The following is an 18,495-nucleotide window of genomic DNA, read 5'->3' on the forward strand; positions in this document are numbered from 1 at the left end:
ACCGGCGTTACCTTTGTTTTTAATTCAGAAAAGTCAAAACATCAAGTATATATCATTAAAATAGACGAGTTTTTTGTATTTATTCTATATTTAATATATTTTGGGTTTTTCGAGCGGTTTTCCCGACCGGAAATAAGGTTTCTGCGTACGTGCGCCGCTTTCTTGCATAAAATTATATTGCCTGCGGTGCGTTGAGTCGTACCGTCAGGATGCTCTTCTTTCTTCCGCTGTTGTTTTTATGATTATTACGGACATTAAAGAACTCAAAATTCAATATGATGAACCGTTGCATCTTTTACGAGTAGAGTGGGCCGCTGGCCGTGATATGCGCCGCCTCCGGCCTGCCCTGGAGCAGCTATCGCAAGTAGCTATTCGCTTGCAAATCACGCACGGCCTACTGGCAATCGACACGCTGCCCGACATTTCGGCATACGACCAGATATGGCTAGGCTCGCAATGGCTGCCTAAAACGGAGCGGCTGTCGCTAAAGCAAGCCGTGGTGGTACTCTCGTCGGGTAAGATTTATAATCAGCAAGCCATCGAAACGCTGCTGATGCTGAATCGAAACCACGTAAAATTTGACTTTCAGTTCTTTAGCCAGTCAGTATCGGCCATGCACTGGCTCACCAACGAGTCGCGGCGCCTGCCAGCCCTGCTTGCCGAGTGGGATAGTGCCTTTGGGCCCATGGAACCCGAGGCCTCGCAGGTAGCCGAACCGCGGGCACCGTACCGCCGGCCATAGCCGCTCGCGGCCTCTGCCAACCTGGCAGCGGCTACTACATTTGGAACAGCCTTTGAAAGAAGGGCTGACTGACAGGCGCGGCTTGTTGGTCAGCCTTTTATTGTTTTCACTTAGCTCATTTCCCGATGTCCGAAACCGGCTCCATCTCCATCCATACCGAGAACATCTTCCCGATTATCAAGAAGTTCTTGTATTCTGACCACGAGATTTTCCTGCGCGAGCTGGTCAGCAATGCCGTCGATGCCACCCAGAAGCTTAAGAGTCTGGCAGCGCTGGGCGAGTACAAAGGCGAGCTGGGCGAGCTGAAAGTGCGCGTGACGGTTGACAAAGACCAGCGCAAAATCACGATTTCGGACCACGGCCTAGGTATGACGGCCGAGGAAATTAAGAAGTACATCAACCAGATTGCCTTCTCCGGCGCCACCGAGTTTGTGGAGAAATACAAGGAGAAGGATGCGCAAGCCAAAGACCAGATTATCGGGCAGTTCGGCCTAGGCTTCTACTCGGCCTTCATGGTGGCCAAAGAGGTAGAAATCTGGTCGCAATCGTATAAGGAAGGCGCCCTGACCGCGCACTGGACTTGCGACGGCTCGACCCAGTATACCATCGACGAGCCTACCGGCGAGCACGCCAAGGCCGAGCGTGGCACCGACGTAGTGCTGCACGTGGCCGAGGACTCGGACGAGTTCTTGGAAGAGGCCCGGTTGCGCACCATCCTCACCAAGTACTGCAAGTTCCTGCCCATCCCGATTGAGTTTGAGGGTGAGCTGATTAACGACACCACGCCCATCTGGACCAAGCAGCCGGCCGACCTGACCGACGAGGACTACAAAAAGTTCTACCGTGAGCTGTACCCGATGAGCATGGATGAGCCGCTGTTCTGGATTCACCTGAACGTGGACTACCCCTTCAACCTGACGGGTATTCTGTACTTCCCGAAGGTGAAGGACGAGCTGCAATTCCAGCGCAACAAGATTCAGTTGTACTCGCGCCAGGTGTTCATCACCGACGAGGTGAAGGACGTGGTGCCCGAGTTCCTAATGCTGCTGCACGGCGTGATTGACTCGCCGGACATTCCGCTGAACGTGTCGCGTAGCTTCCTGCAGGCCGACGCCAACGTGCGCAAAATCAACACCTACATCACCCGCAAGGTGGCCGACAAACTGGCCGAGCTGTTCCGCAAGGACCGCGCTGGCTACGAGGAGAAGTGGGCTGACATTGGGCTGTTTGTGAAGTACGGCATGCTCTCGGACGATAAGTTCTATGAGCGCGCCAAGGACTTCGTGTTGCTGAAAAGCGTGGACGGCACCCTGCGTACCCTCACCGAGTACACCGAGCACGTGCAGGCCAACCAGAAAGACAAGACCGACAACACTGTGGTGCTTTACACCACCGATGCTGAGGCGCAGCACGGCTTCGTGGCAGCAGCCCAGGAGCGTGGCTACGACGTGCTGAACATGGACCAAGTGCTCGACGCGCACTTCATCGGCCTGCTAGAGCAGAAGCTCGAGAAGACTACGTTTAAGCGCGTGGACTCGGCCACGGCCGGCCAGCTCATCGAGAAGGAAGAAGCCCCGGCCAGCGTGCTGAGCGAAGACGACCAAAAGAAGCTGGAAGAGGTATTTACGGGTGCTATCAGCAACCCCGCAATGCACGTGAAAGTGGCGGCCCTCTCGCCGCAGGATGCGCCGGTGGTTATCACCCAAAATGAGTTTATGCGCCGCATGAAGGACATGCAGCGCACCGGTGGCGGAGGCGGCATGCAGATGTTCGGCAACATGCCCGACTCGTTTGACGTGACCGTGAACGCCAACAGCCCGCTGGTGAGCAAGGTGCTGGCCGACGGCGGCGACACCATTGCCAAGCAAGCTTTCGACTTGGCGCTGCTGGCCCAGGGCCTGCTGAAGGGCGAAGCTCTCACGGCCTTCGTGAAGCGCAGCACTGAATTGCTATAAGTAGAGCCGTCCTAGGTTAACGAAAGCCCCGCCACCGCAAAGTGGCGGGGCTTTTTGATTTGGTAATGGCTGGTGTAACTGGCGCGAGTTTAGCGCAGCGTAACTCGTGCCTAGGTATTACGTGGAGGCTGCGCCTCCACTGCCGCGTTAGCGGCAAATCACAGTTGAAATGAGCGAGATTGCGCAAGCCAAGCGGCAATCCCTTCCGCACATTGCCGCGTTGCGGCAGTGGAGTTGCAAACTCCACGTCATACTCAGGCACGAGTTACGCTGCGCTAAACTCGCGCTAGTCACAGGGGCTTTTGAGTTAGTGGCAGCTGGTGGGCCCGACGCTGGCCCTAGGGCAGTCAGCAAGATTTTCGGCAGAAGTTCTTACTATTGTGCGACTCGTGCTGTAAAAAATTCAAGCACCTAGCTCTTTGCTCGCCCCACCCGCCCTATGAAAAACCTGATTGCCCTGGCGCTACCCTGTTTCGTGGTAACGGTCGCCGTTGCCCAGCCAAGCCAAAAAGCAGCGGCCGACTTAGCCCGCAACCAAGCCCGCGTGAGCGGCGGCGTGCTGCAAGGCGCGGCGGTTGATAATATTCACACCTTCAAGGGCGTACCCTATGCGGCCCCGCCGGTGGGCAACCTGCGCTGGCGCGAGCCCCAGCCCGCAGCCAAGTGGACCAACCTGCGCCCGGCCACGCAATTCGGACCTAGGGCCATGCAGCTTCCGCTATTTGGCGATATGAATTTCCGCTCGAATGGCGTGAGCGAAGACTGCCTCTACCTGAACGTGTGGACCGGGGCCAAAACTACCAGCGAGAAGCGGCCGGTGCTGGTGTACTTCTACGGCGGCGGGCTGGTGGCCGGCGACGGCTCGGAGCCGCGCTACGACGGCGAAAGCATGGCCCGCCGGGGCATCGTGTCCGTAACGGTGAACTATCGCCTGGGGGCGTTTGGCTTTATGGCCCATCCCGAGCTGACCAAAGAATCGCCTCACCACGCCTCGGGCAACTACGGCCTGCTCGACCAGGCCGCGGCCATTAAGTGGGTGAAGGACAATATTGCGGCCTTCGGCGGCGACCCGCAGCACATTACTATCGCGGGCGAGTCGGCGGGCTCGTTTTCGGTGAGCGCCCAAATGGCATCACCGCTTTCTAAAAACCTAATAGCCGGCGCCATAGGCGAAAGCGGCTCGCTCCTAGGTCTGCAGCCGCTGCCCGCGCTGGCGCAGGCCGAGCAGGCGGGCGCTACCTGGGCTACCAGCCTCGGCGTGGGCTCGCTAGCCGCACTACGGGCGCTGCCGGCCCAGCAGGTGCTAGAAGCCAGTGGTAAGCCAGGTGCGCCGCGCTTTTCGGCCATTGTAGATGGCTACTTGTTTCCGCAGTCGCCCAAGGAAATTTTCTTGGCTGGGCAGCAAGCCAAGGTGCCGCTGCTGGTGGGCTGGAACTCGCAGGAAAGCGGCTACCAGGGTATCCTGGGCCAGGCTGCTCCAACCGTGGAAAACTACCGCGCCGCCGTGCAGAAAAACTTCGGCGACCGCGCGGCCGAGGTGCTGCGCCTGTACCCCGCCACCACCGATGCCGAGGTAGAACAAGCCGCTACCGACCTGGCCGGCGACCGCTTTCTGGGCTATAGCACTTGGAAGTGGGCCGATGCGCACGCTAACACCAGCGGCCGGCCCGTGTACCGCTACTACTACGCCCGCCCGCGCCCGGCCATGACGCCCGAAATGGGCAACGCCACGGCCAACCTAGCCGGCGGCGTAACCAAGGGCGACCCCAACGCTAAGCCCGCGCCGCCTGCCAAGGGGGCCGTGCACTCGGCCGAGATAGAGTACGCGCTCGGCAACCTAGGGAGCAATAAAGTATTTGCCTGGACGCCCGACGACTACCAAGTGTCGAAGACCATGCAGGCCTACTTCGCCAATTTCATCAAGACCGGCAATCCCAACGGCGCGGGCCTGCCTACCTGGCCGGCCCTGAAGCCCGGCGCGGGTGGCCAACTGCTGCACCTCGACGTGCAAACCAAGGCCGTGCCCGACCAAACCCGCGACCGCTACTTGCTGCTCGAGCAGCTGGCGACGAAGTAAGTGCTAGGCACTAGCAGAGCCGTACGCCGGTGTCTGACTACTAAGGTGATAGAATTGGTGTGCCTGGGTATTAGGTATAGATAAAACGTTATATCAAATTAGCTCCTCTTTTCGTATGATAGCGTATGGAGCCTACATCATTAACTGACGCGACCGAGCCCGACGAACTGGCGCAGGTGCTACTGGAGGTAGCTCCGGTAGGTATGATGCTGCTGCGCCCCGTGTTTGCTGCGGAGGGCGGAGACATTATCGACGTAGTTTTTGAATACCTTAACCCCATAGCCCAGCGCAAAGTCCTGCTGCCGGCGCGGCCTACCGAGTCGCTGCGCACGCTGTACCCCGACGATGAAGGACTGTTCGCTTTTTACCAAAAAGCTTACCTAAGCGGCGGGCGGGCCGAGTACGAGGGTACCCGCGAGGTTGCCGACTTAGTATTCACTTACCGCCTGGTGGCGCAGCGGCAGGGCCCTAGGTTGGTTGTCAGCTTCGAAACGACCACCAACCACCCCATTGAGGCGGTGGCCGAGCAGCTGCACGCCAGCCTAACCCGCGAGCAGGCGGCCCGGCAGCTAGCCGAGCGCCAGCAGCAAGAGGTGACCCGGCTGTTTGAGCAGGCGCCCGTGGCCATTTCGGTGCTGAAGGGGCCCCGGCACGTGGTCGAACTCATGAACGAGGCCAACGCGACGCTCCTAGGTAGCACGCGGGAAAAATTGCTGGGTCAGCCCATTATGGAGGCGCTGCCCGAGCTGCAGGGGCAAGGCTTCGACCTGGTGCTGCACCGGGTGATGCAAGGCGAAACCATCGTGTTTCGGGAAGTATCGGTCGAACTCAGCCGTGCCAACATAGGCAAGCCCGATAGCGGCTACTACCACGTGACGTACCAGCCCTGGCGGGCCGAAAATGGTGCCATAGTGGGTGCGATAGCCGTGGCGATTGAGGTAACCGACCAGGTACTGGCGCGCCAGCAACTCGAACTGCTCAACCAGGAGCTAGAAGCCCGCGTGCAGGACCGCACCCGGCAGGCCCACCTCGCGCGGGCCGAGGCCGAGCGCGAGCGCGGCCGCCTGGCGCAGCTCATTGCCGAGGCCCCGGCCGCCATCTGTGTGCTGGCGGGGCCCAAGTTTGTGTACGAGTTCGTCAATCCGCGCTACCAGGCGCTTTTTGATAACCGTACCTTAGTTGGGCGGTCTATTCTGGATGCGGTGCCCGAGTATGCCGACCAGCCCGTGTGGCACGGCCTGCGCGGGGTGTACAAAACAGGCCGCACCCACCTAGCCGACAGCAAGGCGGTACCCGTGGCCCGGCCCGACGGCGTGGTGGAAGAGCGCTACTTTACCTACATCGAGCAGGCCCGCCACAACGAGCACGGCGAAATAGACGGCGTCTATGTGTTTGGCTTTGAAGTGACTGATAAGGTACTGGCGCACGAGCAGGTAAGGCGCCTCAATGACAAGCTGACGGCCGCCAACCAGGAGCTATGCGCCGCCAACAAGCAGCTTATGCGCACCAACATCGACCTGGATAATTTCATTTATACGGCCTCGCACGACCTCAAAGCGCCCATTACCAACATTGAGGGCTTGCTGAACTTACTGAAAAAGAGCCTGCCTGCCGAAGTTCGCACCGACGGCCTAGTGGCTACCGTGCTGAGCCGCATGCACGGCTCGGTCGAGCGCTTTACGCGCACCATTGGCCACCTCACCGACGTCACCAAGCTACAAATCGAGTTCGCTCATCCTCCCGAAACGCTGTCGCTGGCGGCCGTGCTGGAAGACGTGCGCCAGGACCTGCTACCCCAGCTTACCGAAGCCGGTGCCGAGCTTGAAGTAGACGTAGATGACTGCCAGCCACGCGTATTTTCGGAGAAGAACTTGCGCAGCATCCTCTACAACTTGCTCAGCAATGCTCTCAAGTACCGCCATCCCGCGCGGCCGCCCCGCATCCGTATGGCCTGTGCCCCCGAGGGTGATGAGCTAGTATTGCAAGTACAAGACAATGGACTGGGCGTGGGTGATTGGCAGCAGGCGCGGCTGTTTCAGTTATTCCAGCGCTTGCACACCCACGTCGAGGGCTCGGGCCTGGGGCTGTATATGGTGAAGAAAATAGTGGAAAACGCGGGCGGCACCATTACCGTGGAAAGCCAGGTAGACGTGGGCACCACGTTCATCCTCCGCTTCCCGGCCTAGGACAATAAACAATTATCATTGCGAGCGCAGCGAAGCAATCGCACCCCAATAGTGTCGCTCAACAGGTGTGGTTGCTTCGCTGTGCTCGAAATGACAGACGGTACTAATTACTCAGCGCTGGCGAGTAGTGTCCGTTAGCGTTAATAAAAACGCTTTGAGGTCGGCTACGTCGCGGGTAGAAAGGTGCAGCTTGTCGGGCGGCAGGGTTTGGTTTTCGACGGAAATACCCTGGCCTACCCCGCCGCCCTCGTTATAGAACGCGATGACCTCATCTAGGGTGCGAAACTGCCCATTGTGCATATAAGGCGCGGTGAGCGCCACGTTACGCAGCGTAGGCGTTTTGAAAGAATGGCGCAATGGGGCCAGCTTGGTGAGAGCGTAGCGCCCTAGGTCGGGGTCGAGCTGCCGGCTGCTGGGGCGCGTGGGCACGCCCAACACCTCGGCCTCCGAGTCTTGGAAAGTAGGGGGTGCGGTGCCGTTGGTGAGGGGCAAGAAGTGACAGGTGGCGCAGCGTGCCCGACCCGCGTAGAGATTAAAGCCGCGCACGGCGGCCGAACTCAAGGCGGCGTCCTTTTCGCCGCGCACGTAGCGGTCGAAGGGTGCGTTGAGGCGCACGAGGCTGCGCTCGTAGGCAGCCAGCGCGTTTTGGATGCGCACCGGGCTCACGAGCGGCGCGCCAGCTTCGGTGCCGGGAAAAGCTTGGCGGAACTGCGCGGCGTAGCGCGGCTGCCGGGCCAGGCGGCCGGCGGCAGATTCCAGTGAGCCGTGCATCTCGTCGCGGCTGCCGACTACATCAATGGCTTGGTTTTCAAGATTGGGGGCGCGCAGGTCGTAGAATTGCCCGGCCTGGAGTGCGGCATTGAGGATGGTAGGGGTGTTGCGCCGCAACGTACCGCCGTTGAGCGTGGCGCTCAAGGCCAGGCCATCGGTGAAGGCGCGGCTTGGCTGGTGGCATGAGACGCAGGAGCGGCCGCCGCCGCTCAGCACGGGGTCGTGGAATAGCGCGCGACCTAGGGCCACCTTGGCCGGGTTACTGAACCACTGCCGGTTGCCAGTATAGAAATCGGGGTTGAATGCACCCGTATCGAATAGCGTGGCCGCGTTGGGCCGCAACGCCCGCAACTCGCCCGGAAACGGCGCAATGTTTAATTGCATCTGCAAAGCCAGTAGGCTGCGCCCCAGTGGATTGGCGTGGCTGCGAATAAACCCTATGCGGTCGAACAACGCAAAATCTTGTTGCTGTAGTAGGGCCGTGCGAGCCGCCGCCAGCCGGGCTTGCGCGGTAGGCGCGGCTGGCTTGCCAGCGGTAGCGCCAGCCGGGGCATACAGCCGCAACGACGCTTCTAGAGCACCTAGGGCGGCCTCTGCTTCAGGCAAGGTGGCGGTGGGGCACAGCGGCGTATCGAAGCCCGTGATACCCAGTGCCACCACCCGAAACACCTGCTGCCGCAAGGCGTCAAAGACGTGAGCATCAGTAAACTCTTGGTCGGCCCACGAGAGCTGGAGCGAGCGCATCTGCCGTCGCAGGCGCACTACTTGGCGGCGCAGTTCGGTGCGGCTGGCCGTGTCTTGGGCGGCCGGGGCGGGGCTAGGGTACAGCAGCGGCTCAATTACCTGCAAGCCCGCCGGCTCAAACATCTTGGTCTCTTCCACCTCCACTTCAGCCACGGGCGCGCCATTCACCAACCGGCTGGTGGCGGGCAAAAAGTATTCGGTAAACGGCTCGACGCGCTTGTAGGCCAGCCGGCAGCGCCGGAATGCCTGCCGCAGCGAATCGATAGGGAGCGGCTCAGCGGCGGGCCGGCGGCTCAGCGGCAGCAGCTCCTTATCAATGAGGGCTAACAGGTGCCCTAGGTCGCGAGCTACGGCGGTTTTTACCTGAGCTGGGCGCGAGCGGGCTTGCTGGGTGGTTTGGCCGGTGGGGGCGGGTGGGGGAGTGGCCTGCTCGTCGGTGGCGGGCGTGCAGTAGGTCAGCACGCTTGCCAGTAGCAGATTTAGGCTTAAAAATTGAAAAAGAGGCTGTTTCATAAAAGTGCCAAGCTGTGGCCGCTGATGCAGAAGCGAGGCTATCCCTCACTGGTCATGCAGCGCGTAGCGAAGCATGACAGTTAGTTGTGCTTCTATAAAACAGCACCCCCCACCAGGGCCGGCGGAGGGTGCTGCAAAGGCCCTAGGTCCTGAAAACTACTTGGCTACGCCGCGCACGATGACGACCTGGCCGCCCTCGCTGTTGGTGTTGGAAGTTGCTCCTGAGCCATCGGCGTTACGGAACTTGGTATCCTGCCAGGTGTGGGGGTGAATGTTGACCAAGAAGGTGTTAGGCGTATTTACGAGGTCGCTGATGTCGTACATGGCGCCGTATTCCCAGGAGCTTTTCTGCTGGTTGTTGCTGGGGTTATACTTGGCGTTGAAGGTGGCATCAGTGCGGCGGTGGTCCATTTCAAGCATGGCCTTGGCGCGCTGGCTGGGGCTGTTGATGGCCCACTGCCAGATGCGGCCGTCGTGGTTGTTGGCCACGTAGTACGAGTCGCCGTCTTCCTGAATGTAGACGTAGTTGTCGGTCACGCAGATATTGTCCGGGTTCACGATGTAGTTGCCGGGGTCGCTGGCGCCGTCTACTACCACTTCGAGCTTGGCGGCGGCGGTAGGGTCGGTGGCATTCAGGTTCAGCTTATAAACGCGGCCCCACATGGTTTTGCCAGCCACGGGCGTCACTTTATCCGAAGCGCTCACGCCGGTAGCCGTGAAGTACACCTCGCGGTTGTTGGCGGCGCTGCCCTTGCGGTAGTCTAGGTCCTCCACGCGGGCTAGCTGCAAGGCATTGTTGGTCACCGAGAAGGCAGCAATTTGGGCGCCCGTCATGGTGGTCACGTTGGGTACCTCTACCCACTGCACGTCGTAGCTGGTGCCGGAGCTCATGTTGGTCTCGACGGGGTCGTTGTTCTGGCGCTTCATCATATAAAGCTTGCCATTGTCGAGGTCGCCGGGCGTGTTGCTCACGTAGAGCAGCACCTGGCCGTTGGTGTCGTCTTCGCCAATCACGATAACCGTTTTGCCGGGGTAAGCCTGCTTGCTGAGCGGCACGGCGTTTTCCATGCTGGCCTTACCTAGGGCGGGCTTGCGGCGGCTCGAGTTAGACTTGTTGGCCGTGCCTAGTGGGTCGAGGGCGTGCACCATGCTTTCGGAGCCGCTTTCGCCGGCCGTCAGGAAGGTGGGTATCGGGAAGCCGTGCTCTTCGGGCGTGGCCAGCGTGGCCGAGCACAGGCGGGTGGTGCCGCCATTGTAGTCCAGGATATACTCGCCGCGTACCGGCTTGAAGGTGCGGTCAAGGTACACGCGCGATACCGACTGCGAAATCTCGTGGTTGTTAATCAGCACGTAGCCACCCTCGGCGGCGGGATTCTTCAGCAGGCCGGCGCCATCGGGTTGCGGGCCAAATATGAAGTTGGGCGACCCGGCCAGCACATCGTCCGACGAAATCAGGGGCATGATTTGCAGGTTCTCAAAGCCCGACATTGCCTTCACCAGCGATGGCGTCACCGATTGTGCCTTCAGCTCGACGGGGTTGCCGGGCTCGTTGTTATCGTCGTTGCTGCAAGCTGCTAGCAAGGGCAGAAGACCTAGGGCCGCTAGGCGGGCCGAACGAAGAAGAGTAGTGTTGGTCATAAAATAAAAACGGAAAAAAACTGGGTTCTAACAGGTCCCCAAAATTCCTCGTTTAGTGTTACGCCAACGTCAAGCCGTAATTATGAAAATTTGATTAAGGAAAATGCAAAAGCTTTACTTCTTAAAAAACGTCAGTAAGTCAGCCTTATACGAGTTGCCAATGGGTATCTCGTCGCCCGTAGTCAATACCAGTTGCTCGGGTTGAAGCAGCTTGATGTGGGCCGCCGCCACGATAAAGGAGCGCTGCACCCGCACAAAGCGCTCGCCTAGGGTGTCTACCATCTCCTTCATAGTGGCGTGGTGCAGGTAGGTTTTGGCAGCCGTCACGATTTTTACATAGTCTTTGCAGCCCTCCACAAATAGAATATCGCGGTACGGCACTTTCAGCAAGCTGCCTTGTTCCTTGAGTAGCAGGTGGGTGTCGTCGGCGGCATTGGGCGCGGCGGCTGGGGTAGGGGGTTGGTAGCGCGCCACGGCCTTTTGGAAGCGCTCGTAGCTGAACGGCTTGAGCAAGTAATCGAGCACGTTGAGCTCGAAGCCCTCGTAGGCGTACTCGCGGTAGGCGGTAGTGAGGATGGTAGCGGGCGGCGAGGGGAGCGTTTTGAGGAAATTTAATCCCGTAACAAGCGGCATTTCAATGTCTAAGAACATTAAATCGACCGGGTGCTGGCGCAGGTGCTCGTGGGCCTCCAGGGCGTGGCGGCACAGGCCGCTGAGCACGAGGCCTGGCGTTTGGGCAATGAATTGCTTTAAGACCTGGTGGGCCAGCGGCTCATCGTCGACTATCAGGCAGCGGGTAGGGGCAGTGCTCATAGGTGCAAAATAAGCTCGGCGCGGTAGCGGCCGTTGTTCTCGCCTAGGTGTAGCTCGTGGGTGCCGGGGTAGTAAAGCTGCAAGCGCCGCTTAATATTCTCTAAGCCAATGCCTCCGCTGCGGCGCGGCGACGCGGGTGGCGGGCTGGGCAGCATGTCATTCTCGATGACGAAGCGCAATTGGCCCGGCGCGGTCGTGAGGGTGGCCTCCACACTGGCATCGTCGCTGAAGTGGTGGCGGCCGTGCTTAAAGCTGTTTTCGACCAGCGGCAGCCATAGCAGCGGCGGCACCTGCCGCCCGCCTAGGTCGGCCCCGGCCGTGCTAAACCGAATGCGCGCGCCCTCATACTTGCGCTGCTCTAGCTCGAAGTAATTGTCTAGAAACGCCACTTCATCGGCTAGGTTTATGCGCTCCTTGCCACTGTCGTAGAGCACGTAGCGCATCAGCTCCGACAGCAGCAAGATGAAGCGTGGCGTTTCGGGCGAGCCTGCTAGGCTGAGACCGTAGATGCTATTAAGAGTGTTGAAGAGGAAATGCGGCTGCAGCTGTGCTTTGAGCTGCTCAAGCTGCAAGGCGGCATGCTCCTTTTCGATTTGGCGGCGGCGCATCTCCTGCTCGAAGGCCACCCGCACAAAGCCCACGCAGCTAAAGGCGAGAAAATCGGTCAGCAGCAATAGTAAATAAGGCATGCCGGGGTGGAACAGTAGCCGAATGCCGTCGCGGTAGTAGTGCTGGTAAAACGCGGCCAGCGCCGGCGGCACGGCCACGGGCCGAAAAGCCAGCGCCATCAGCATCGTGTTGAGCTTGATTCCCCACCACATATACAATATTGCCCCTAGCACCAGCAGTGCCGCGTAGCGCCGTCGGCGCAGCAGCCGGGGCAGCAGCCAGCGGTAGTAGGGCACCACATAGAGCGTAGCCGCCAGCGCAAACAGTATCAGCTGCGGAAAGGGAAAATTGGCCCTTTCGGTCGGGTGCAGCCGGCTGTCCTCCATAAAGTAGTTGTACTTATACATCCCTACATAGAGCGCCCACACTAGCACTTCAAAAAACAGGGGGAAGCGGCTAGGCCGCGCGGCATCGTCTTGTTGCATGGAGCGAAGGTGGCAGCCGAAAGCCTGCCTAGGGTAAGAAAGCACCCTGAATTTCGACCAAACGGGGGATTTTTTCGACTAAAAATCGAGCGGGCGCGCTTGGTCGAAATCGGCCCTGGCGTGGTCGAAAAAAGCGAAAAGAAGGTTTTGGGCGGCTGTTGCTTTGTCCCATTCCCAGCCGGTTGGCGGCGGGAGTCACGCACCCAGCAACCTTTTCTGCCCCTCGATATGAAAAACGTTTTCGCCTCCCTGCTCCTCACCGGCACCCTGGCTTCGGCCGCTCAGCAAGCCGCTGCTCAAGTAGCCGCCAACCCCGCCGCTACTGCCCTAGGTACCCTCGCTGGCACCGTAGCCGACAGCACCTCGCACCAGCCACTGGCCTTTGCCACGGTAATCGTGCGCTCTGCCAGCGATGCCAAAAAACTTCTGAGCACGGTGACTACTGATAAGGGTGCGTTCAGTTTCGCGGGCCTGGCGGCCGGGGCCTATACTCTGGAAGTCCGCTACCTCGGCTACCGTTCGGGCCGGCCTACGGCCGTGGCGGTGGGCGCGGGGAGCACGCCTGCCGTAGCCCTGGCGCTGGCTCCTGAGCACCACGCGCTGGCCGAAGTGAAAGTGACGGCTGCCAAGCCTTTCATCGAGCAGCAGGCCGACAAGCTGGTGCTCAACGTGGCCGCTAGCCCCATCGCCGCGGGTGGCACCGCTGCCGACCTAATAGGCCGTGCCCCCGGCGTGCTGGAGCAAGGCGGCGGCTACCAGTTGCGCGGCAAAAGCGTGACCGTGATGCTCGACGGTAAGCTCACCAACTTAAGCGGCGACGAGTTGAAAAACATGCTCAGCGCCATGCCCGCCAATAGCCTAGATAAGGTCGAGCTCATTGCCAACCCCTCGGCCAAGTACGATGCTAGTGCCAGCGCCATCGTGAACCTGGTGACGACCAAGAGCCTGAAGCTGGGCACCAATGGCACGGCTACCCTAGGCGTGGGCGCTGGGCGCTACAGCCGCTACAATGCTGGCCTGAACCTCAACCACCGCACCGAAAAGATGAACGTGTACGGTGGCCTCGACCGCCTCGACAACCAGACCTACAGCACCACTAGCGCCGTGCGCGCCCTCAGCAGCGAAGGCCAACTGGCCGAGAACAGCCTCGAAACCCGCCGCCTCCAAACTAACAATGCCAAGCTGGGCTTTGGCTATGACCTAAGCAAAACCACTTCGGTCGGCGTGTTGGTAAAGGGCATGCTCACCGACCGCACCCGTGATGCCGAGAGCCAAGCGCTCCTCAGCGCGCCGCAGCAAGCCACGCTCGTAAACATCGCTGGGGCCTCGCAGGTAGTAAGCCCGGCTGTGAATGCCTACTACAAAACGGCTTTTGCGAAGGGTAAAACGCTGCGCGTGAACGCCGATTACTTCAGCTACGCTAAAAATTCTTACAACGACTACGCCACCAGCACTCGCGACGCGAGCGGCCCAGCCGACCTGCTACGTGACAATTCGCCGGCCCGCAACTCGGTGAAATCGGTAATGGCCGACTACTCGCAGCCGCTTTATAAGGGTACGTTTGAGGCTGGCCTAAAAGCCATTTCAACCACCACCGACAATGATATTCTTTGGGAGCAGGCACCCGCCGGCCAGCCCTGGACTACCGACCTCGGCAAAACCAACCACTTCGTGTACCGCGAAAACGTGCGCGCTGCCTACGCCACGTTCAGCCGCGACCTCAAGAAGGTGGCGCTGCAAGTGGGCCTGCGCGCCGAGCAAACCAACACCACTGGCACCTCGCTGACCACGGGCCAAACCACGGAGCGCCAGTACCTCAACTTCTTCCCCAGCGTGTCGGCGCAGTACAACCGGTCGGAGAAAACGCAGTTTGGCTTCTCGTATCGCCGCAAGATTGAGCGGGCCCAGTTTGGGATTGTCAACCCCTTTCTCACCTACATCAGCCCCTACCGCTACGTGCAGGGCAACGCTAACATTCTGCCCTCCCTCTCGCATAACCTGGAGGTGAGCTACTCCTATGGCAGCCTGCTTTCGGCGGCCGTGAGCTACAGCCGCTTCAGCGACGTTATCACCGAAAGCTACCAGAAAAACGACGCCACGCAGGTAGTCATCAACTCCTTCGCCAACTACCGCAGCGCCGACCAGCTCGGCGCCACCCTGACCCTGATGAAGCCGCTGCTAAACAACAAGTGGCAGACCGTGACGACCCTAAGCGTGCTGGCTGCTCAAGTGCAAGGCGGCCCCGGTACCATTGGCCTAGCCAAGTCTAGCCCCGGCGCCTACCTCTCCAGCAACCACACTATCACGCTGCGCCCCGGCCTCAAAGCCGAAGTAGCCGCCTCTTATGCGTCACCTATGACCTTCGGTGGGCTGGCGATGCGGTCGAGCTACAGCGGTAACGTGGGCATCTCGCAGACCGTGCTCAAGGGCGCCGGCACGCTTACCCTCAATGTTACGGACATCTTCAACACCCAACGTACACGCTACGAGGTACTCGCCGCCGGCATCAATTCGCAAAACGTCAACAAGTTCGAGAGCCGCTTTGTGAAGCTGAACTTCAGCTACAAGTTTGGCAACCAGAAAGTAAAAGCCAGCCAGCGCCGCGAAACGGGCGTGGAAGCCGAGCGCTCGCGCATGGAATAGTACTACGGGTGCCTTTCTGACTATGAAAACAGCGGCGGCGGCTGGTACGGATAGTTCCGTACCAGCCGCTGTCTTTGCATTATCTGCCTCACTAGGTGGGCGTGGCTCGGTAGGTGAAGTGGGCAGGTTGGTAGAAAAAATGCGGCGGCTCGGTGCAGTTGGCCGCATTTTCGCGTTTAACCATAATTGGCGGGGCGGTTACTTTTGCCCACGACCCCTAATTACCTCTTCCTGATGCGTAAGATTCTCTTTGGTTTTCTGCTCTTTCTGGTGGTGCTGGTGGCGGCGGCCGCGCTGGCGCCCTTCCTCTTCAAGGACAAGCTGCGTGCGCTGGCCGACAAGCAAATAGCCCAGCGCGTGCGCGCCAAGGTGCAGTACAACCCCGCCGATATCGACGTGACGCTGCTCAGCACGTTTCCCGACCTAGGGCTGGATATCAAGAATCTGCGCGTGATTGGCGTCGATTCCTTCAGCCGCGATACGCTGGCCTACCTGCCCCGCCTGCGCGTGGGCCTCGACCTGATGAGCGTTATCAAAGGCCAGCAGATTGATATTAAGAGCGTGAACCTCGACCAGCCCGACATTGCGGTGAAGGTGCTGAAAAGCGGCCGGGCCAACTGGGATATCATGATTTCGGACTCCGCCGCCGCGGCAAAAGGTCAGGATACCAGCGCCGTGAACCTCGCCATCCAAGGCTGGAAAATTGACAACGGCCGCCTGCGCTACGACGACCGCAGCATCCCCTTCCGCCTAGATGCGCGGGGCCTCAACCACACCGGCAAGGGCGACTTTGCGAAGAATATCTTTGACCTGACTTCAAATACCAAGATTGCCAAGCTCACGGCCAACTACGCCGGGGTAGACTACCTGACTGACAAACAGGTAGACGCCGATATCGCGATGGCGATGGACCTAGGCAAGAGCCTCTATACTTTCAAAGAAAACCAGGTAAAGCTGAATGACTTTCCGTTCAGCTTCGCGGGCGCCATCGGGCTGCCCAATGCCACGGATATCACCTACGACATCACCTTCAAGGCGCTGCAAACTGACTTTAAGAATATCCTGAGCTTGGTGCCCGGCGTGTTCAACGAGCAGTTTAAGGACGTGCAGGCCAGCGGACAGGTCGCTTTTAATGGCTATTACAAAGGTGTTCAAAACAAGCTGCGTATGCCCGGCTACGGCGTAAACCTAACCGTGACCAACGCCCGCTTCCACTACCCGCAGCTACCTAGGGAGGCTAAGAACATTAATGTGGCGATGGTGGTGGATAACCCTTCGGGCTTTACCAACAACGTGAAAGTCAATGTGTCGAAGTTCCACCTCGACCTGGGCAACGACCCCGTAGATGGCAACGTGATTATCGACGGCCTGGAGCCCATGAAGGTGGATGGCCGCGTGAAAGCCAACGTGAATCTGGCCGAGGCGCTGAAAGTGTACCCGGTAGCCGGCATCAACATGCGTGGCCAATTCTTCGTGGATGCCACGGCCAAGGGCACCTACTCGAAAACCCAGATGCCGGTGGTGAACGCCGCCATCAAGATGAGCAACGGCTACGTGAAATCGAACCAGTTTCCGGCCCCGATTGAGGACATTAATCTGAGTGGGACGGTGGTGAACAAGACCGGGCAGGTGAACGATACCTACGTCAACCTGCCGCAGTTCCACATGGTGCTGGAGGGCGAGCCGCTCGACGGCCGCCTCGCGGCCCACAATATTAACTCGCCCATCTTCGACGCTAATGTGAAGGGCACCGTGGACCTCACGAAGATGACCAAAATCTTCCCGCTCGAAGGCATGACCGTGACCGGCCGCGTATCGGGCGACATCGCCGCCGCCGGCAACATGGCCGACGTGGAGGCCGGCCGCTACCAAAATGTGAAAGCCAGCGGGGCGGTGAAAGCTAACAATATCACCTATAAGAGCAAGGACTTGCCGCAGGGCGTGAAAATCAGCAGCGCAGCGGGTACGTTCAACAACAACCAGATTAACATTCAGAGCCTGAACGGCACGGCGGGCTCTTCCGACTTCGCCGCCAATGGCACCGTAAGCAACTACCTAGGGTACCTCTTCACGCCCGGCCAGCCGCTACGCGGCACCATGAACGTGACCTCGCACAACTTCAACGTGAACGAGTTTATGGTAGACCCGGTGAGCGAGAAGCCTACCGCGGGCGCCGTAAAAGCCGCCCCCGCCAAGGCCGATGGCGTGGTGCCGATTCCGAAATTTTTCGACCTCGTGCTGAACAGCAAGGTCGATAACGTGACCTACGACAACCTGAAGCTGCAAAATGCCAGCGGCACCGTGACGGTGAAAAACGAGGTAGCCACGCTCAAAAATCTCACTTTTAACACCCTAGGGGCCACTTTTGGCACCACTGGTAGCTACAACACGCAAGATCTGGCGCACCCCAAGTTCGACCTAGGGCTGGATATTAAGCAGCTCGATTTCCAAAAGGCATTCAGCGCGTTTAACACGGTGAAGGCGCTGGTGCCGCTGGCCTCTACGGTGCAGGGCGTATTCAATACCAAGTTCTCGGCCAGCGGCGAAATGGGCCAAGACATGCTGCCCAAACTGAGCACCCTAAGCGGCAGCGGCCTGTTTGACATTGTGAAAGCGGCCGTGTTGCAGTCGCCCACCCTGACGCAGATTGCCAGCCTCACGACCCTGCCCGAGCTCAAAAACCTGCAAGTGCTGAACCGTGAGGTGAAGGCTCAAATCGTGAACGGCAACCTCGTGGTGCAGCCCTTCGACCTGACGGTGGGTGACATCAAAATGACCCTAGGTGGCTCGAACAGCCTGCAAGGCATCTTGTCCTACGTGGCCGCCATTAACGCACCCACTGGCAAGCTCGGCTCGGCAGTGAGCAATAAGCTGACTCAGCTAACCGGCGTGCAAAACATCCAGGGTACCGACCGCGTGACGCTGGGCCTCAACATTGGCGGCAACATCGCCAGCCCTAGCGTGAAGCTGACCAGCGGCAGCCTCAAAGACCAGGGCAAAGCTATCGTGACCAACGTAGTGAAAACCAAGCTTACCAATACTCTGCTCGACCTGGCTAATAAGAACCGCGCGAAAACCGATAGCACGCAGAAAGCCACCGCCATCACGCAGCAAAACGCGCAGGAGCAGCTGAATCTGGAAGTACAGAAGCGCAAGCTAGAGGCGCAGGAAAAAGCCAGGCAAGCCATTGGCAAGGGGCTCAACAGTCTCTTTGGTGGTGGGCGTAAGACTACGCCGGCCGCGCCAGCTGCCACACCTACCCCAGCTGATACGACTAAGAAAGCCACGCCTTAGCGAGGAGGCTATTGGCAAAATTTTT

The 18,495-nt window shown here is 59.4% G+C and carries 10 protein-coding genes; 6 read left to right on the top strand and 4 right to left on the bottom strand.

Going from position 1 to position 18,495, the window contains the following annotated elements:
- Window positions 1-325 precede the first annotated feature (325 nt).
- From JAO77_RS11965 to JAO77_RS11980, 4 genes are all read left to right on the top strand, one after another.
- Window positions 326-742 carry a hypothetical protein gene (locus tag JAO77_RS11965; protein ID WP_198990612.1) on the top strand — a complete coding sequence of 139 codons (417 nt, stop codon included), beginning with the start codon at window positions 326-328 and terminating at the stop codon, window positions 740-742.
- Between the two features lie 125 nt (window positions 743-867).
- Complete coding sequence (gene htpG / locus JAO77_RS11970; RefSeq protein WP_198990613.1) at window positions 868-2,697, top strand: molecular chaperone HtpG; 1,830 nt, start codon at window positions 868-870, stop codon at window positions 2,695-2,697.
- A 439-nt stretch (window positions 2,698-3,136) separates the two neighbouring features.
- Window positions 3,137-4,774: a carboxylesterase/lipase family protein gene (locus tag JAO77_RS11975; protein WP_198990614.1), complete on the top strand. Its 1,638-nt coding sequence runs from the start codon at window positions 3,137-3,139 to the stop codon at window positions 4,772-4,774.
- Window positions 4,775-4,899: 125 nt separating this feature from the next.
- Window positions 4,900-6,960, top strand: a complete 2,061-nt coding sequence (locus JAO77_RS11980) for a sensor histidine kinase (protein WP_198990615.1) — start codon at window positions 4,900-4,902, stop codon at window positions 6,958-6,960.
- Window positions 6,961-7,071: 111 nt separating this feature from the next.
- Here the strand turns inward: JAO77_RS11980 and JAO77_RS11985 are convergent, their stop codons facing one another.
- From JAO77_RS11985 to JAO77_RS12000, 4 genes are all read right to left on the bottom strand, one after another.
- A complete protein-coding gene (locus tag JAO77_RS11985; RefSeq protein WP_198990616.1) occupies window positions 7,072-8,988 on the bottom strand; it encodes a cytochrome-c peroxidase in 1,917 nt (638 codons plus the stop codon).
- Window positions 8,989-9,144: 156 nt separating this feature from the next.
- Complete coding sequence (locus tag JAO77_RS11990) at window positions 9,145-10,626, bottom strand: alkaline phosphatase PhoX (protein WP_198990617.1); 1,482 nt, start codon at window positions 10,624-10,626, stop codon at window positions 9,145-9,147.
- A gap of 114 nt (window positions 10,627-10,740) precedes the next feature.
- Window positions 10,741-11,439, bottom strand: a complete 699-nt coding sequence (locus JAO77_RS11995) for a LytR/AlgR family response regulator transcription factor (protein WP_198990618.1) — start codon at window positions 11,437-11,439, stop codon at window positions 10,741-10,743.
- Window positions 11,436-12,533, bottom strand: a complete 1,098-nt coding sequence (locus JAO77_RS12000; RefSeq protein ID WP_198990619.1) for a sensor histidine kinase — start codon at window positions 12,531-12,533, stop codon at window positions 11,436-11,438. Before JAO77_RS12000 ends, JAO77_RS11995 begins: the two co-directional genes overlap by 4 nt.
- Window positions 12,534-12,761: 228 nt before the next feature.
- Between JAO77_RS12000 and JAO77_RS12005 the strand changes: the two genes are divergently transcribed.
- Window positions 12,762-15,176 (top strand): outer membrane beta-barrel family protein, encoded by a 2,415-nt coding sequence (locus tag JAO77_RS12005; RefSeq protein WP_198990620.1) that lies wholly within the window; start codon window positions 12,762-12,764, stop codon window positions 15,174-15,176.
- Window positions 15,177-15,410: 234 nt separating this feature from the next.
- Window positions 15,411-18,470 (top strand): AsmA family protein, encoded by a 3,060-nt coding sequence (locus tag JAO77_RS12010; RefSeq protein WP_198990621.1) that lies wholly within the window; start codon window positions 15,411-15,413, stop codon window positions 18,468-18,470.
- Window positions 18,471-18,495: the final 25 nt, after the last annotated feature.

The organism is Hymenobacter sp. BT559 (genome assembly GCF_016427535.1).
GTDB lineage: Bacteria > Bacteroidota > Bacteroidia > Cytophagales > Hymenobacteraceae > Hymenobacter.

Bases quoted from the DNA above. Each gene is read 5' to 3' on its own strand.
- JAO77_RS12005 (WP_198990620.1), top strand. From the start codon at position 12,762: ATGAAAAACGTTTTCGCCTCCCTGCTCCTCACCGGCACCCTGGCTTCG.
- JAO77_RS11995 (WP_198990618.1), bottom strand. From the start codon at position 11,439: ATGAGCACTGCCCCTACCCGCTGCCTGATAGTCGACGATGAGCCGCTG.
- JAO77_RS11975 (WP_198990614.1), top strand. From the start codon at position 3,137: ATGAAAAACCTGATTGCCCTGGCGCTACCCTGTTTCGTGGTAACGGTC.
- JAO77_RS11985 (WP_198990616.1), bottom strand. From the start codon at position 8,988: ATGAAACAGCCTCTTTTTCAATTTTTAAGCCTAAATCTGCTACTGGCA.
- JAO77_RS12000 (WP_198990619.1), bottom strand. From the start codon at position 12,533: ATGCAACAAGACGATGCCGCGCGGCCTAGCCGCTTCCCCCTGTTTTTT.
- JAO77_RS11980 (WP_198990615.1), top strand. From the start codon at position 4,900: ATGGAGCCTACATCATTAACTGACGCGACCGAGCCCGACGAACTGGCG.
- JAO77_RS12010 (WP_198990621.1), top strand. From the start codon at position 15,411: ATGCGTAAGATTCTCTTTGGTTTTCTGCTCTTTCTGGTGGTGCTGGTG.
- JAO77_RS11990 (WP_198990617.1), bottom strand. From the start codon at position 10,626: ATGACCAACACTACTCTTCTTCGTTCGGCCCGCCTAGCGGCCCTAGGT.
- htpG (WP_198990613.1), top strand. From the start codon at position 868: ATGTCCGAAACCGGCTCCATCTCCATCCATACCGAGAACATCTTCCCG.
- JAO77_RS11965 (WP_198990612.1), top strand. From the start codon at position 326: ATGCGCCGCCTCCGGCCTGCCCTGGAGCAGCTATCGCAAGTAGCTATT.